Source organism: Nocardia sp. BMG111209, assembly GCF_000381925.1.
Classification (GTDB): domain Bacteria; phylum Actinomycetota; class Actinomycetes; order Mycobacteriales; family Mycobacteriaceae; genus Nocardia.
In genome coordinates, this window is the sequence record NZ_KB907307.1 from 3,710,488 (window position 1) to 3,726,352 (window position 15,865).

The 15,865-nt window shown below is 69.4% G+C and carries 16 protein-coding genes; 6 read left to right on the forward strand and 10 right to left on the reverse strand.

Annotated features, from left to right (window positions below; all coding sequences use genetic code 11):
- Window positions 1-5: 5 nt before the first annotated feature.
- Both G361_RS0117080 and G361_RS0117085 read right to left on the reverse strand, forming a co-directional pair.
- The gene (locus G361_RS0117080; RefSeq protein ID WP_036495162.1) at window positions 6-1,040 is read right to left on the reverse strand and encodes an NlpC/P60 family protein; all 1,035 of its coding nucleotides are present in this window, start codon (window positions 1,038-1,040) and stop codon (window positions 6-8) included.
- A gap of 172 nt (window positions 1,041-1,212) precedes the next feature.
- Window positions 1,213-1,851 (reverse strand): C40 family peptidase, encoded by a 639-nt coding sequence (locus tag G361_RS0117085; RefSeq protein WP_019928317.1) that lies wholly within the window; start codon window positions 1,849-1,851, stop codon window positions 1,213-1,215.
- Between the two features lie 537 nt (window positions 1,852-2,388).
- On the opposite strand from G361_RS0117085, the gene G361_RS43895 reads away from it, so the two are divergent.
- Together G361_RS43895 and G361_RS0117095 are read left to right on the forward strand one after the other, a co-directional pair.
- Entirely contained in the window at window positions 2,389-4,380 is a 1,992-nt protein-coding gene (locus G361_RS43895; RefSeq protein WP_019928318.1) for a DEDD exonuclease domain-containing protein, read from the forward strand.
- A 65-nt stretch (window positions 4,381-4,445) separates the two neighbouring features.
- Window positions 4,446-4,721, forward strand: coding sequence for an Lrp/AsnC family transcriptional regulator (locus tag G361_RS0117095; protein WP_019928319.1), 276 nt, complete (start codon window positions 4,446-4,448; stop codon window positions 4,719-4,721).
- Window positions 4,722-4,730: 9 nt separating this feature from the next.
- Here G361_RS0117095 and G361_RS0117100 read toward each other — a convergent pair whose 3' ends face one another.
- The 5 genes from G361_RS0117100 to G361_RS0117120 all read right to left on the reverse strand — a co-directional run bounded on the left by G361_RS0117100 (window position 4,731) and on the right by G361_RS0117120 (window position 9,577).
- A complete protein-coding gene (locus tag G361_RS0117100) occupies window positions 4,731-5,090 on the reverse strand; it encodes a hypothetical protein (protein ID WP_155981477.1) in 360 nt (119 codons plus the stop codon).
- Window positions 5,091-5,242: 152 nt separating this feature from the next.
- On the reverse strand, window positions 5,243-6,874 hold the full coding sequence (locus tag G361_RS0117105) for a cytochrome bc complex cytochrome b subunit (RefSeq protein ID WP_026343141.1): 1,632 nt from the start codon (window positions 6,872-6,874) through the stop codon (window positions 5,243-5,245).
- Window positions 6,871-8,001, reverse strand: a complete 1,131-nt coding sequence (locus G361_RS0117110) for a ubiquinol-cytochrome c reductase iron-sulfur subunit (protein WP_026343142.1) — start codon at window positions 7,999-8,001, stop codon at window positions 6,871-6,873. Before G361_RS0117110 ends, G361_RS0117105 begins: the two co-directional genes overlap by 4 nt.
- A gap of 26 nt (window positions 8,002-8,027) precedes the next feature.
- Complete coding sequence (locus G361_RS0117115) at window positions 8,028-8,906, reverse strand: c-type cytochrome (protein WP_019928323.1); 879 nt, start codon at window positions 8,904-8,906, stop codon at window positions 8,028-8,030.
- 59 nt (window positions 8,907-8,965) lie between these two features.
- Window positions 8,966-9,577 (reverse strand): heme-copper oxidase subunit III, encoded by a 612-nt coding sequence (locus G361_RS0117120; protein WP_026343143.1) that lies wholly within the window; start codon window positions 9,575-9,577, stop codon window positions 8,966-8,968.
- A gap of 258 nt (window positions 9,578-9,835) precedes the next feature.
- Between G361_RS0117120 and G361_RS0117125 the strand changes: the two genes are divergently transcribed.
- From G361_RS0117125 to G361_RS0117135, 3 genes are all read left to right on the forward strand, one after another.
- Window positions 9,836-10,234, forward strand: a complete 399-nt coding sequence (locus G361_RS0117125) for a hypothetical protein (protein WP_019928325.1) — start codon at window positions 9,836-9,838, stop codon at window positions 10,232-10,234.
- Window positions 10,235-10,321: 87 nt separating this feature from the next.
- Window positions 10,322-11,380 (forward strand): anthranilate phosphoribosyltransferase, encoded by a 1,059-nt coding sequence (gene trpD / locus G361_RS0117130; RefSeq protein ID WP_019928326.1) that lies wholly within the window; start codon window positions 10,322-10,324, stop codon window positions 11,378-11,380.
- 478 nt (window positions 11,381-11,858) lie between these two features.
- Window positions 11,859-12,197: a hypothetical protein gene (locus G361_RS0117135; RefSeq protein ID WP_231387032.1), complete on the forward strand. Its 339-nt coding sequence runs from the start codon at window positions 11,859-11,861 to the stop codon at window positions 12,195-12,197.
- A gap of 10 nt (window positions 12,198-12,207) precedes the next feature.
- Here G361_RS0117135 and G361_RS0117140 read toward each other — a convergent pair whose 3' ends face one another.
- The gene (locus tag G361_RS0117140; protein WP_019928328.1) at window positions 12,208-12,663 is read right to left on the reverse strand and encodes a MarR family winged helix-turn-helix transcriptional regulator; all 456 of its coding nucleotides are present in this window, start codon (window positions 12,661-12,663) and stop codon (window positions 12,208-12,210) included.
- Window positions 12,664-12,743: 80 nt separating this feature from the next.
- On the opposite strand from G361_RS0117140, the gene G361_RS0117145 reads away from it, so the two are divergent.
- Entirely contained in the window at window positions 12,744-13,613 is an 870-nt protein-coding gene (locus G361_RS0117145) for an NAD(P)H-binding protein (RefSeq protein ID WP_019928329.1), read from the forward strand.
- A gap of 311 nt (window positions 13,614-13,924) precedes the next feature.
- Here the strand turns inward: G361_RS0117145 and G361_RS0117150 are convergent, their stop codons facing one another.
- Both G361_RS0117150 and G361_RS0117155 read right to left on the reverse strand, forming a co-directional pair.
- Entirely contained in the window at window positions 13,925-14,377 is a 453-nt protein-coding gene (locus G361_RS0117150) for a MaoC family dehydratase (RefSeq protein ID WP_019928330.1), read from the reverse strand.
- Window positions 14,374-15,861 (reverse strand): long-chain fatty acid--CoA ligase, encoded by a 1,488-nt coding sequence (locus G361_RS0117155; RefSeq protein ID WP_019928331.1) that lies wholly within the window; start codon window positions 15,859-15,861, stop codon window positions 14,374-14,376. Before G361_RS0117155 ends, G361_RS0117150 begins: the two co-directional genes overlap by 4 nt.
- Window positions 15,862-15,865: the final 4 nt, after the last annotated feature.

The window sequence follows — 15,865 nt, forward strand, 5'->3', positions numbered from 1 at the left end:
CGCTGTTACTGCTTCATACCCATCCAGTATCGGCGGGCCGAGTGGAACGGGGTCGAGCCCATCGGCGCGACCGCCACCGGCACGCCGAACGTCGACGCGTGCAGCAGCAGCCCGTTGCCCGCGTAGATGCCCACATGCGAGGCGTCCGAATAGAAGAACACCACATCGCCGGGCTGCAGATCGTCGCGGGAGACCGGCGTGCCGACCGTGGCCTGGGCATAGCTGGTGCGCGGCAGGTTGATTCCGACCTGGTGGAAGGCCCACTGCACCAGGCCGGAGCAGTCGAACTCGTCCGGGCCGGTCGCGCCCCACACGTACGGATCGCCGATCCGGGTGAGCCCGGCGGCCAGCGCGCTGGTGCCGCTGCCGGGGACCAGCCCGCGCAGCAACGTCTCCCGATCGAAGCCGGGCGGGAACAGCGAGGCGCTCAGGCTCGACTTCTCCCCCGCCGACAGCTGACCCCACGCCTCGATGACCTGTGCCATGGCGGCCTGCAGGTCGGAACGCTTCTTCTCCAGATCGGTGCGCACCGCGTCGGCCTGCTGGGCCGCGGTGTGCGCGGCGTCGGAGGCGGCGCGGGCCGCGGTGTCGGCGACCGTCGCGGCCTTGTCGGCCTTGGCAAGACCGCCGTACTGCTGCGCGGTCTGCGCGGAAATCACGTCCAGGGCGGACATCTGATCCAGCATCTGCTGCGGCGAGTCGCTGACCAGTACCGAGAACAACCGATCGGTCCGGGCGCCGGTGTAGGCGGCGATGGCGGCCCGGTCGACATCGGGCTGGTAGCGCTGGACGTCCGCCTCGGCCGCGTCGAGCGCCTGGCCGGTGACGGACTGTTTGGCGTCGGCGTCGCGGGCGACGGCCTCCTTCGCGTCCAGATCCGTCTGCGCGGCAAGGGCCTGCTGGCCGAGTTCCTCGGACTGCCGGGACAGATCGAACAACTTCTGCACGGCGTCGCCGGCCGAGCTCGGCGGATCCGCCGAGACCCCTCCTGCGGCACAGACGCCGAGGACCAGTGCCCCGACTGCGAGCGAGCCGCTCATCAGGCGTTTGGTGCGGTGGGTGTCCGGGTGTGCTGCCACGAGCTGCCGTGCCCCGTTCTCGAACTCATATTCAGGTGGATCGGAAGGTCTCGATGAGGTTACGAAACGGCAGCGGCGCGTGTCCAGTGGACCGCGAATCGATCACGGCCGCCGCCGGTCTCGTGCGGTGCGCTCAGTACCGGTGCGCGCTGGTCACCGGCATCGAGTCCAGCGGCGCGATATCGACCGGCTGGCCGTAGTCCGCCGCGTGCACCACATTGCCGTCACCGACGTAGATGCCGGAATGGCTACCGCCGTAGAAGGTGATGACGTCGCCGGGCTGCAGATCGTCCAGCGAGACCGGCCGACCCGCGTTCTCCTGCTCGTAGCTGGTGCGCGGCACGTCGACGCCGGCCTGTTCGTAGGACCACTGCACCAGGCCGGAGCAGTCGAACGCGTCGGGTCCGGTGGCGCCGTAGCTGTACGGCGAGCCGATCTTGCTCAGCGCGGCATCGACGGCCCGCTGGCCCGGGGTCTCGAACGGCGGGGGCGGCGGCGGCAGCAACAGCGGCGGCAACGCGAAGGGCAGCGGCGGAAACGCCGGCGGGGGGACGACGGGTGCGGGAGCACCGACGGCGGGACCGACGTCCACGCCCGGGATGTCGACCGGCACCGGGATATCGGCGGGCACATCGATCCGGCCGATTCCGGCCACCGTGATCGTCTGCGCCCCAGCCGGAACCGCGGACACGAGCAGCCCGCTGAGGGTGGCGGCTCCGACGGCTCCGATCGCAACGGCCCGGTGTACCCGGCCCTGTCGCTTGATCGCCATGTTGCGTTCTCCTCATCTGCCTCACGGCACTGCGCCGGGTGACGCGTCGAACTCCGTGAGGTCTCGGAGAAATTACGAACGCATAACGGTGCCCTGTAAAGCAGGGACGATGCGGTGATCCGGAAATACATAAAGGTTCCCGATAACCCTCGAGACATATCTCACACCAATCACAAAAGTGTAACTTCGCATTACCGGCAGGCCACCGATCGGGGTCGGCGGGCCGCGCGCAGACCCCCGCGACGACCGGGCGGAGACGTCCGATCGCCAGGTCGGCAACGTCTCCGCGACCCAGAAACAGACCATCTGGTTCTTGAAAAGAATCGATCAGCGGCCGGGCACCGAACCGACCGACAAGCGGGCGGCCCACGCACGCCGCCGTGGCGGCGACTGATCTCGAATGTGAATATATGTGACTCTGGTCACAGAGAGGTGTAATCGGGTGATCCGAAGCGCGCACGTAGGGACCTTTCAGGTGGCGCGGGTACCCTTCGCGACACCCGGTGGGTGTCGTACCCCGTCCCTACGCTGCAGGCCGTGTCCCAGCCCGTTCGGCGGCCGCGCCAGGCCCAGCTCGCCCTCGCGTTCCCCGACGAGCATCCCGGCGACCACCCGGACCTCCCGCTGTACGACACCACGTTCGTCGTGGTCGACCTGGAGACCACCGGCGGCAGCGCGGACGGCGACGCCATCACCGAGATCGGCGCCGTGAAGGTGCGCGGCGGCGAGGTGCTGGGCGAGTTCGCCACCCTGGTCGACCCGGGCTGCCCGATCCCGCCCAAGGTCGTGCAGCTGACCGGGATCACCACGGCCATGGTCCGGGACGCGCCGCGGATCGAGGCGGTGCTGCCCGGCTTCCTGGAGTTCGCCGCCGGTGCGGTACTGGTCGCCCACAACGCCCGCTTCGACACCCGGTTCCTGAAGGCCGCCGCGCAGCAGTGCGGCACGCCCTGGCCGGGCGCCCCCGTACTGTGCACGGTCCAGCTGGCCCGCCGCGTCCTCGACCGCGACGAGGCGCCCTCGGTGCGGCTGTCGGTGCTGGCACAGGTGCTGGGATCGCGGACCCGGCCCACCCATCGCGCGCTCGACGATGCCCGCGCCACCGTGGACGTGCTGCACGCGCTCATCGAGCGGGTCGGCAACCTCGGCGTGGACACCCTCGCCGAACTGATCGACTATCTGCCGGAGGTCACCCGGCGGCAGCGCGCCAAACGGCACCTCGCCGCCGATCTGCCCACGACCCCGGGGGTGTACCTGTTCCGCGGGCCCGGCGACGAGGTCCTCTACATCGGCACCGCGGTGAATCTGCGCCGCCGGGTGCACTCCTACTTCACCGGTTCCGACACCCGCACCCGGATGCGCGAGATGGTCGCCCTCGCGACCCGCGTCGAACATGTCGAATGCGCGCACGGACTCGAGGCCGGCGTCCGCGAGCTCCGGCTCCTGGTCGCCCATACCCCGCCGTACAACCGCCGGTCGAAATTTCCGCGCCGCGCCTGGTGGCTCACCCTCACCGACGAGCCCTTCCCGCGGTTCACCACCACCCGCACCCCGGCCCCGGATGCGGTGGGCCCGTTCACTTCCCGGGCCGACGCCGTCGCGGTGGCGGGCACCCTGGCCGACTGGTGCGGCGTGCGCACCTGCACCACCCGGATCCCCCGCACCGGCCGCCACGGCCCCGACTGCCCGCCGGCGGCGGTCGGCGGCTGCCCCGCGAGTATCGGTGGAAAGCATACGGACGCAACGGAATACGCGGCGGCGACGGATCTGGTCCGCGACCTGTTCGCCGGCCGCACCGACGCGCCACTGCACGCGATGCGCGACCGCATCGAAACCTACGCCGACACAGAACAATTCGAGGCCGCGGCCCGGCTGCGCGACCGCACGGTCACCGTCGTGCGCGCCCTGCGGCGGACCCAGCGGCTGGCCGCACTGGCCCGGCTCGCCGAATTCGTCGCCGCCCGGCCCGATGGCGCGGGCGGGTGGGAATTCGCGATCGTCCGCTACGGCCGCCTCGCCGCCGCCGGCAACGCCGGTCGCGGCACCCCACCGATGCCGGTGGTGAGAGCCCTGACCGCCACCGCAGAAGCTTGCCCGCCTCTCCGCGTTTCAGGCCATACGAGTAGGAGCCTCGACAGGCGGTCGCAGGTCCTACCTGACGGGCGCTCGGGTGGGAGTTTCCCGGGGAGTTACCCATGTGCTCTCGAGATCGGCCGGCGCGTTCCGGATTCCGGTGCGGAGCCGTTGGACGGTGTGCTGGACGGCCTCGGGGACAGGTGTCCGCGGTGTGGCAAGGATGAGGACATGCGGCGGGGATGGTGCGGGCAGGACGGGGTCTATCCGCCGTTGCGGGGGGCCTCGCCGGAGGAGACCGGGTTGATCGTGCGGTGGCTGGAACAGCCGGGGGTGCGGATCGTGCGGACGACCGAGGGGTACGCGGTGCCGCGGCTCGGGGCCGGTGCGTGGGCCGAGTGGGTGGCGCTGGCCGAGGCTGCGGCACAGGTCGAGGCGGGTGCCGGGCAGGAGTAGCTTGCTCGGCCGGATCGGCTCGGTCGCGGCCGGGCGGGGAGCTGGGCCGATCTAGACTCGGTCGCATGATTACCGCGATCGTGATGATCCACGCCGAGGCTGCCCGCATCCCCGAGACCGCGCAGGCGCTGGCCGATCTCGAGGGGGTTGCCGAGGTGTACTCGTGCGCGGGGGACGTCGATCTGATCGCGATCGTGCGGGTGCGCGATCACGAGCGGATCGCCGAGGTGGTCACCGGACGGATCAACAAGACGGCCGGGGTGCTGCGGACCGATACCCACATCGCGTTCAAGTCCTACTCGCGCGCGGATATCGAGGCCGGGTTCTCCCTCGGCGAGTGAGCGGGGCGGTCAGCCGAACAGGACGGAGGCGCCGATCGGGGCCGCCTTCCTGCCCGCCTCGATCGACTTGGTGACTCCGCCCGTGCAACCGGGCAGCAGATAGACCCGGGCCGCCGCGGCGCTGCGGTTGTCCACCCGCAGCCGAATCGGGAAGCCGCGCACGGTGACACAGCCCGGCGCGCCGGAATACGTACGCTCGTTGATCAATACGCCGGACGGGGTCGCCTGTGCCGCGGCCGGTACCGCGAAAATCATTGTGGCCGCGGCGAATACGCCGAGGACCAGGGCGGCGCCGGTCTTCGTCCCGGTGCCGGCCGCCGGCATCGGGTCGCGGTCGCCCCGCACTTCCAGGGCAATCGGCCTGTTCACGGGTCAGACTGTAACCCGAGTCACCCGCCGGGCGGGAGAATTACGCACGGTATGCGCCGAATTCGCCCCGGGCCGCGCGCGACATACCGGGAACGCACCGGGGCCTCGAACCGAATTCGGTTCGAGGCCCCGGTGTTCCGGACGAATACTCGTCAGTGGTGGTCGTGATCCCCACTGCCGCCGACGATCTGCGACTGGTATTCGGCGAGGATCGCGAGCTGCTTGTGCTCCTGCTCGTGCTCCACGTCGACCAGCGCCTGCTGCTGCTCGAGCGGATCGGCGATGAGGAAGGACCCGATACCGGGCTTGCCGGCCGCGCCGAGCTTGTTCATCTTCTTGGGCACCGGGGCGCCCTGGTACTCCAGCGGGATCGGATGACCGTGGTGGTCGACCGGGCCCAGCGGCTGGTGCACCTCGATGTACTCGCCGTGCGGCAGGCGCTTGATCACGCCGGTCTCGATGCCGTGTTCCAGCACCGCGCGGTCGCTGCGCTGCAGGCCCAGGCACATCCGGTAGGCGGCGAAGTACGCCAGCGGCGGGGCCACCAGCAGGCCGATCCGGAAGATCCAGGTCGTCGCGTTCAGCGAGATGTCGAACTTCATCGCCAGGATGTCGTTCACGCACGCCAGCGTCAGCACCAGGTAGAACGCGATGGACATGGCGCCGATCGCGGTCCGCACCGGCACGTCACGCGGCCGCTGCAGGATGTTGTGGTGGACGTCGTCGCCGGTCAGCCGCTTCTCGATGAAGGGGTAGGCGATCAGCACCGTGAACACCAGGCCCATGATCAGCGCGACCCAGAACGCCGCCGGAATGGTGTACCGGCCCAGGTACAGCTCCCACGGGGGCATCAGGCGGGCCATGCCGTCGGTCCACATCATGTAGAAGTCGGGCTGCGAACCCGCCGACACCTGGGACGGGTTGTACGGGCCCAGGTTCCAGATCGGGTTGATCTGCAGCACGCCACCCATGATCGCCACGATGCCCAGGGTGAACATGAAGAACGAACCCTGGTCGGCGGCGAACACCGGGATGATGCGGGCGCCGACCACGTTCTTCTCGGTGCGGCCCGGTCCGGGGAACTGGGTGTGCTTCTGGTACCAGACCAGCGCGACGTGCGCGCCGATCAGCGCCAGGATGATGCCCGGGAACAGCAGCACGTGCGCCACGTACAGGCGCGGGATGATGATCGTGCCCGGGAAGTCACCGCCGAAGATCAGCCAGTGCGTCCAGGTGCCGATCAGCGGGATACCCATCGTGATACCGCCGAACGCGGCGCGCAGGCCGGTACCGGACAGCAGGTCGTCCGGCAGCGAGTAGCCGAAGAAGCCCTCGAACATCGCCAGCACCAGCAGCAGCGAGCCGATCACCCAGTTCGCTTCGCGCGGCTTGCGGAACGCGCCGGTGAAGAAGATGCGGAACAGATGGATGATGATCGAGCACGCGAACAGCAGCGCCGCCCAGTGGTGCACCTGGCGGACGAACAGACCGCCGCGCACCTCGAAGCTGATGTTCAGCGCGGTCTCGTACGCCCGCGACATGGTCACACCACGCAGCGGCTGGTACGAGCCGTTGTAGACGACATCGGTCATCGACGGATCGAAGAACAGTGTCAGGTAGACACCCGACAGCAGCAGGATGATGAACGCGTAGAGCGCGATCTCGCCGAGCAGGAACGACCAGTGGGTCGGGAAGACCTTGTTGATCGACCGCTTGACGAAAGCCGCTGCCCGATAGCGCTCGTCCATTTCGTTGGCCTGTGCGGCCGCTTTACTCGGGCTCATGAACGACGCTCCCAGTAGGCCGGGCCGAGCGGCTCGATGAAGTCGCCGGCGGCGACCACGTAGCCCTCGGTATTGACGGTGATCGGCAGCTGCGGCAGCGCGCGAGCGGCGGGACCGAAGATCGGCTTACCCCACTCCAGCGCCGAGAACTGCGACTGGTGGCACGGGCACAGGATGCGGTTGGTCTGCTGCTCGAACAGCGAGGTCGGGCAGCCCAGGTGGGTGCAGATCTTCGAGAAGGCGAAGTAGTCGCCGTAGTTGAAGCTCTCCTGGCCCTTGCGCTTGATCGCCTTCTGGGCATCCTCGGTGCGGAAGCGGATCAGCATGACCGCGTTGCGGATGCCGCGCAGCGACTGGAGGGTCTCCTCCTCGTTGCCACGCCATTCTTCCTTCCACGGGAAGACCGTCTCCATCGCGCCGGCGTCGAGATCCTCGGCCTTGACCAGCACGACGTCGTCCGGACGGCCGGTGTCCTTGCGCAGGAACACGGTCTGACCCGGGTAGTCCGGGGTCCAGCCCGACACCCACAGCGGCGACTTGTCGCGCTGCGCCCACGGATTCTTGATCAGGCCGCCGACGAACACCAGCAGTGCGCCGACGCCCAGCACGCCGATGCCGAGGCCCGCGGTGCGGGTGATCATCTTGCGGCGGGCCAGCGTGGAGGTCTCCAGCGAATCCTGCAGCTGGGCGACCAGGGTACGGCGGTCGACCGCCGGGGACGGACCGTCGTGCCGGTCCTGGATGGAGATCTCGACCGGGATGAACTTCTTCCGGATGAGCACCATCGCGACGCCGATGGCCAGCACCGACAGGCCCAGCAGCAGGCCGTACAGCGGGGTGGTCAGCGAGTAGATGCCCGCACCGGACTCGTCCCGGGACTTGTAGCGCCACGGCCAGAAGAGGAAGACGCCGATCAGACCGGCGCCCGACAGGGCCGACACCAGGAACCAGAACGCCACCTGACGCTCGGCGCGCTTCTCGGCGCGGGTACCCGGCACGGGCCACCGCGGCTCGCGGTAGACGACGTCGACGCCGTCGAGCTTGGTGCCGAGGGCGACCAGCTCCTCCTGCGACATCTCGTCGAGCCGGTCCTCGCTGGGGTTCAGGTCGTCGTGCCCGCTGGGCATGTCGCTGCGCTCCTGTTCTGTCGAACTCATGATCGGGATCCGATCCACATCGCCGAACCCACCAGGGCCACGATGCCGATCACCCAGATGGCCAGGCCCTCGGTGGCCGGGCCGAGTCCGCCCAGACCGTAGCCACCCTCGGGGTGTGAATCCATCCGGTTCTTCAGATACGCGATGATGTCGCGCTTCTCCTCCGGCGTCAGCTGGCGGTCGGAGAACTTCGGCATGTTCTGCGGGCCGGTGAGCATCGCGGCGTAGATCTGCTGCGCGCTGGCCGCCTCCAGCGGCGGCGCGAACTTGCCGGAGGACAGCGCGCCGCCCTTACCGGTGAAGTTGTGGCAGGACGCGCAGTTCATCCGGAACAGCTCGCCACCCTGGCCCAGATCGGCGCCCTGCAGCAGGGAGTCCTCCGCGATCTTGCCGTCCGGGTCGCGCACCAGCGAGGGGCCGCCGCCGTTGGAGGCGACGAACGCGCTCAGCGCGTCGGTCTGGTGTTCGTCGAACTTCGGGGGCTTGCGCACGATCTGCGAGCTGTTGGCGGCGGCCGGCATGCGGCCGGTGGACACCTGGAAGTAGACGGCCGCCTCACCGACGCCGATCAGGCTCGGACCCCGGTCCTGCACACCCTGCAGGTTGGCGCCGTGGCAGGTGACACACGAGGTGTCGTACAGCTGCTTACCCTCGCGGATCAGGGCGGCCTGATCCTCGTTGGCGGTGGCGACCTGTGCGTGCGGGGTCAGCGCCGACGCCGCGAAACCGGCTCCGACCAGGCCCATCAGAAGGACCAGGCTGCCCGCCAGCTTGCGGCGCAGCCGGCGCTGCTTACGGGTCTTGGTGGCCTGATCGCTCGAAACGCCGTCGACCCCGCTGATGGGGTCCGGCGCTGACGGGGGAGATGAACTCATCTGTGTCCCTTTGGAGTAGACGGAACCGACGTGTGCAAAGGCTGGATGGGAGGTCCGGGTCAGCGGACGAAGTAGATCGTGGCGAACAGCCCGATCCACACGATGTCGACGAAGTGCCAGTAGTACGAGACGACGATCGCGGCCGTGGCCTGCGCCGGCGTGAACTTGCTGACCTTGGTGCGGACCAGCAGGAAGATGAACGCGATGAGACCGCCGATGACGTGCAGACCGTGGAAACCGGTGGTGATGAAGAACACCGAGCCGTAGACGCTGCTCGAGATCGTGGTGCCCTCCGAGTACAGCGCGTGGTACTCGGTGCCCTGACCGCAGACGAAGAACAGGCCCATGAAGAAGGTGACCACGTACCAGCGGCGCAGCCCGAACACGTCGCCGCGCTCCGCGGAGAACACCCCCATCTGGCAGGTGAAGGACGAGGCGACCAGCACGGCCGTGACCGGCACGGCGAGCTTCAGGTTCAGCTCGGTCGGTTCCGGCGGCCAGTTACCGTGGGCCTGCGCGCGCGCGACAAAGTACATGGCGAAGAGGCCGGCGAAGAACATCAGCTCGCTCGACAGCCAGATGATGGTTCCGACGCTGACCATGTTGGGCCGGTTCAGCGAATGCACGCGCTGAGTTATGGCCGATCCTGGGGTCCCTACTGCGGTCGTCACGCCGGTAAGTATGACTCGTCGTAGTACGACAGGAGTAGCCGGGTGGGAATCTCGCACCCTTGTGTCGGAAACCGCAGCGCGCCAGCCGCACTCGAAATGCCCCGGCGTGTCCCGTTCGTGACCGTTTCAGCCCTGGTAGAAGCCTTTTCGACCGGATTTCCGGCCCGCGGTGATGTGCGGCACGGCACACGCGCATTTGCCGCCGGCACCCGGCCCCCCGCGCGATCCGGACGAGCCCGGGCGGGCGATGATGACGGCATGGGTGTACGGACGTGGTGGCAGCGGCGGCGCGAACCGGCGGTGGCGCTGGACACCCGCTCCGACCTGGTCGTGGTCGCCGCGAGCTTCGACGACGCGGAGTCCTGCTCGGCGGCCCTGGACCGGGCCGCCGCCTGGGATCCGGGCACATCGGCGCTGTTGCGCCATCACCTGCGCATCCCGGCCGACCGGACCGGCGAGGTCGTGCGCATCGCCGCCCAGGACGGCTACACCCCCGTGACCGGCGACGACGGCATCCTGTTGCTCCAGCGCGAACAGCTCCTCGACGCGCTGCACTGCTCCCAGGAACGCGCGCGGATGGCCGGTCTGGCCCAGCGGCACGACGGCACCGCCCTGGGCTGGGAGGCGCTGCAACCGGGTTCGCCCGCCGGGCGATAATTCGTTGCCCGTGCCCACTAGGCTGCAGGGGCACTGGTTCCCGGCATGCGCCGGCGGCCGACAGATGTCGCGACAGGAGTATTGGCGATGACCGCGCGCAGCTGGCCCGAGATCCTCGGGTCCCTCACCGATGGTGTCGATCTCACCGCGGACGAGGCTGCCTGGGCCATGAACGAGATCATGTCCGACAACGCCACCTCGGCGCAGATCGCGGCCTTCGGCGTCGCGATCAAGATGAAGGGCCCGACCCCCACCGAACTGTCCGGGCTGGCCACCGGCATGCTCCGGCACGCCACCCGGGTCCCGCTGACCACACCGGCCATCGATATCGTCGGCACCGGCGGCGACCGGTCCGGCTCGGTGAACATCTCCACCATGTCGTCGGTGGTGGTGGCCGCCGCCGGAATTCCCGTGGTCAAGCACGGTAACCGCGCGCTGTCCTCGCGCAGCGGCGGCGCGGACGTCCTGGAGGCCCTCGGCGTGCGGATCGCGCTGGGCCCCGACGCCGTGCTCGCGTGCGTCGAGCAGGCGGGTATCGCCTTCTGCTTCGCCCCGCTGTACCACCCGGCGTTGCGCTTCGCGGGCGCCGCCCGCAAGGAGATCGGTATCCCGACGGTCTTCAACGTGCTCGGGCCCCTGACCAATCCGGCCCAGCCCGCGGCCGGCCTGATCGGCTGCGCCTTCCCCGCCCTGCTCCCGGTGATCGCCGGTACCTTCGCCGAGCGCGGCGCCAACGCCCTGGTCGTGCGCGGCGACGACGGCCTCGACGAGATCACCACCGCCGACCGCTCTCGGGGCTGGGTGGTCACCGGCGGCCGCGCCACCGAGATCGTCATCGACCCGGTGCGCCTGGGCATCCCCCGCGTCGAGCCCGCGGCCCTGCGCGGCGGCGACGCCACCGTGAACGCCGCCATCGCCCGCGACATGTTCGCCGGCACACCCGGCCCGGTCCGGGACGCGGTCCTGCTGAACTCCGCGGCCGCCATCACGGCCTACGAACTCACCCCGGAGATCGCGGCCGGCGACCTCCACGACGCCCTGGCCGCCAACCTCACCCGCGCCGCCGGGGCGGTCGACTCGGGCAGGGCCACCGCGCTGCTGGACCGCTGGGTCACCATCAGCAACAAACTCGGCGCGGAGGACTGAACGGCTCGTCGGGGGCAGGAGTGCCCGTGGCGGTTCGTGCTCGGCGCGGAGGCCTGAACGGCTTGTCGGGGCACGAGTGGCCGTGGCTGTTCGCACTCGGCGCGGACGTCTGAGCGGCTCGTCCGGGGCGGGAGTGCCCGTGGCGGTTCGTGCTTCCGGCCCGGCCCGATAACCCGGACGGCCCGCGTCGGCGGCAACCGTGCGCTGTTCCCGGCGGAGGGGTGCGAGCGTGAACTCGTACGGTGCGGATGTCCGGATTGCGCCTAGGATTGCGGTGGGCTCGTCCTCCCGATCATGGTCGGGTCCTCGAACGGTCTGTTCTCCACTTCGGCCGCGGCGCGGCCACCGGAAGGAGCGCTCGATGCCCACTACGAGTTCCGTGGACGATATCGCGGTGAGCGGGTCGCAGGTGCTGCCCCGCTCCGAGGACCGGACGCCTCCGGCGCGCACACTGGCGCGCACGATCCTGGCCGGCGCGATGGTCTTCGCCGGTCTCAGTCATTTGTTCTGGGGCAGAACCGCTTTCCAGGCGCAGGTCCCGGACTGGGTACCACTGGACAAGGACGGCGTGGTCATGGCCTCCGGCGGCGTCGAGGTCACCCTCGGCGCCATGCTGCTGCTGGCCCGCCAGGACCGGGCCAGGATCGGCCGGCTGCTGGCGCTGTTCTTCGTCGCGGTGTTCCCCGGCAATCTCGCCCAATATCTGGGCCGGCGCAGCGCGTTCGGACTCGACACCGACCGTAAACGGCTCGTGCGCTTGTTCTTCCAGCCGGTGCTCGTGCTGTGGGCATTGTGGAGCACCCGGCCGAAACACTGACTCGCAGGGTTCAGTCGGGGATCGCGGCGGTGTGATCGGTCGGTTCGCCGACCAATTCGGCTGCGGCGTCGTGGATCTTGGTCAGCGCCGACAGTAGTTGCGCGAGTTCGTCCGGGCCGAGTAGCGCGGTCACCTTGTCCTCCAGGGCTTTCCGGTCGTGTTCGATCGGATCCTGTAGTGCGCGACCGGTTTCGGTGAGCCACAGCCGGACCAGGCGCGCATCCCGGTCGTCGCGGCGGCGCTCCAGCAGGCCCGCGGTGGTCATGCGGTTGGCCATCTTCACCACCGTCGGCGTGGTCACGTTCAGGGCGGCGGCCATCTCCCCCGGTGTGCGGCCGTCGTTCTCCCACAGCACCGCCAGCACCAGGTTCTGCCCCAGGTGCAGTCCGTGCCGCCGCATATCGCGATCGGCCAAGGCGCGCACCAGTTTCGAGGTGCGGCCGTGCAGGTCGAGAAATTCCGGCACGGGTCTCCTTCGGGGTTGACGAGCGGATCGTTTGCCGTCTAACGTTCTTTTCGTTAGACGGCAAACGATCTGGAGGAACAATGATACTGGTCACCGGTGCCACCGGAAATGTCGGCCGGGAACTGGTGCGCGCGCTCGATCGGCAGGGCCACGCGGTGCGAATGCTGGTCCGGGATCCGGCACGGGCCGCGGACGCACCCGAGCGCGTGGAACGGATCGTCGGCGATCTCACCGACCCGGCCACCCTCCCCCCGGCCTTCGAAGGCGCCGACGCGGCGTTCCTGCTGATCCCGGGCCTCACCGTGACACCGGCCGCCGATGCGGTGGCCGCGGCGCTACAGGCCGGGGTGCGCCGGCTGGTCCTGCTGTCGTCGTTCAACGTGCTCGGCGATCCGATGCCCGCGATGGGCCGCTGGCATCACGAGCGGGAGGAGATCGTCCGGGGCAGCGGCATCCCGGCGACGATCCTGCGGCCGGGCGGCTACATGTCCAATGCGCTGGAATGGGTGGCGGCCGTGAAATCCGGTGCACCGGTACTGGATCCGAGCGGTCCGGGCCGGTACGCGCCGATCGATCCGGCCGATATCGCGGCGGTCGCGGCCGTGGCGCTCACCGAGGACGGCCACGCCGGCGCGGAGTACGTCCTCACCGGGGACGAAACCTTCACCACCGCAGAACAAGTCGCGGTCCTGTCGGCCGCGCTCGGCCGCACCATCCCGGTGCGCACCGCCGCCACCCCCGAGGAGGCCGTCCGCGCCCGCTACGCGAACGGCGCCCCGCCCGCGCTGGCCGAGGCCATCCTCGAGGGCTTCACCCTGATGCGCGCCGACACCATGGGCCTGCGCACCGACACCGTCGAGAAGCTGCTCGGCCGCCGACCGGCCCGCTTCGCCGACTGGTGCACCCGCAACGCCGACCGGTTCCGGAACCCGGCGGAATCACACCGGTGATCGAGTCACCGGCGATACGCGAAAGGTGCTGCACCCCGGGACAAACCGGATCTCTGCCGAGCAGGCGGCCGATACCCGCGGCGACGTAGGCAGGCTTCTCGGCACCCTCCAGAAGCTACTGCGCCCCCGGGCAATCCGAGATCTCAGCCGAAGCAGCGGCCGATAGTCTCGGCGACAGGCAGCCTCTCTGGAAGGTGCTGCACCCCGGGGCAATCCGGATTTCGCCGAGCAGCCGGACAATACTCGCGGCGACGTAGGCAGGCTCCTCGGTACCGTCCGGAAGCTACTGCGCCCCGGGGCGATTGGAAATCTCAGCCGAGCAGCCGGACGATACTTTCGGCGACGCAGGCGGGCTTCACCGCACCCTCCAGTTCGATGGTGACCGCACGCACCGATTCGATCCCGCCGGGGATGTCCTTCACCGAGTCCAGGGTGACCCGGGCGCGGATGCGGCCGCCGACCGGGACCGGGGTGATGAAGCGAACCTTGTTGAGGCCGTAGTTGATTCCCATCCGCACCCCGCCCACCGACACCGCCTGGTTGACCAGCGGCACCGACAGCGACAACGTCAGGAAGCCGTGCGCGATCGGCCGGCCGAACGGGCCCTCGGCCGCGCGTTCCGGGTCGACGTGGATCCACTGGTGGTCGTCGGTGGCGTCGGCGAACGTGTCGATGCGCTGCTGATCGACGGTCAGCCAGTCGCTGACCCCGATCTCGGTGCCGATCGCCGCCCGGAAGGTGTCGAAGTCGGGGAAATCCGTCACAGGTATCGCTCCTTCAGTTCGCGTTTGAGCACCTTGAGGGTGGGGCCCAGGGGCAGTTCGGCCAGGAACTCCACCCGGCGAGGGTACTTGTACCGGGCCACGTGTTCCTTGGCGTAGTCGATGATCTCCGCGGCGGTGACCTCGCCGTCGGGTACCACGACCGCCACCACCTCCTCGCCGTACTTCTCGTCCGGCACACCGATCACGGCGACCTGGGCGACCTTCGGATGCCGCAGCAGCGCGGCCTCCACCTCGGTGGGATACACGTTGAACCCGCCGCGGATGATCATCTCCTTGATCCGGTCGACGATCGTCAGGAAGCCGTCGGCATCCTTCACACCCAGGTCGCCGGTGCGGAACCAGCCGTCCACCACCGCCGCCGCGGTGGCCTCCGGATTACCGATGTACCGCTCGAAGACGCTGTGCCCGCGCACGACCACCTCGCCGACCTCGCCCTGCGGCAGGAAGACGATCTCCTCGCGCACGACCGGATCGGCGATCTCGGCGTTCACACCCCATACCGGCAGGCCGACGGTGTTCGGCTTGATGCCCAGCAGCGGCTGGTTCACGGTCACCGTCGGCGAGGTCTCCGACAGGCCGTAACCCTCCAGCACCGGCGCGCCGTACACGGCCTCGAAGTCCTCCAGCACCGACGGCGGCAGCGAGGCGCCGCCGGAGATGCAGAAACGCAACTGCGGCAACCGATCCGCGGCCCGGCCGACCTTGATCAGCTCGACGTACATGGTCGGCACGCCGTGGAAGATGTTCACCCCCTCGGCCACCATCAGCTCGACGGCCGCCTCGGCGCTGAACCGCGGCAGCAGCACCAGCGGCGCACCGACCCGCCACTGCGAGTTCAGCGATACCGTCTGCCCGAACACGTGGAACAACGGCAGCGCGCCGAGGGCGATATCGCTCGCGGTGACGTGGTTGGCGTCGTAGGTGTTCACCGTGGCGCACATGACCATGTTGAGGTGGGTGAGCTCGGCGCCCTTGGGCCGGCCGGTGGTGCCGCTGGTGTAGAAGATCACCGCCGGATCCAGCGGGCCGCGGGTCACGAAGGTCGGGATCGGCTCGGCCGCGACCAGGCTCGCCGGGTCGATGCTGGGGATGCCGACCCGCGCGGCCGCGGCCTCACCGACCGGCGCCACCATCGGATGCGCCAGCAGCAGCGTCGCGCCGCTGTCGCGCAGAACGTGTTCCACCTCGTCGACGGACAGCAGCAGGTGCACCGGCACCACGACGCCGCCCGCGGCCAAAATCGCGTAGTAGGCGCGCGGGAAGTCCGCGACGTTCGGGCACATCAGCGCGACCCGGTCACCGGGCCGCATCCCGCGCTCGATGAGCGCGGCGGCCTGCTCCCGCACCTGCCGCCACATCTCGGCGAACGTGATCCGCTGCGCACCCTCCACGAGGGCGATCTTGTCCGGCACCCGCCAGGCGGGCTCGGCCAGGATGCTCGCCACCGACAGCGTCGCGGTCATCGAA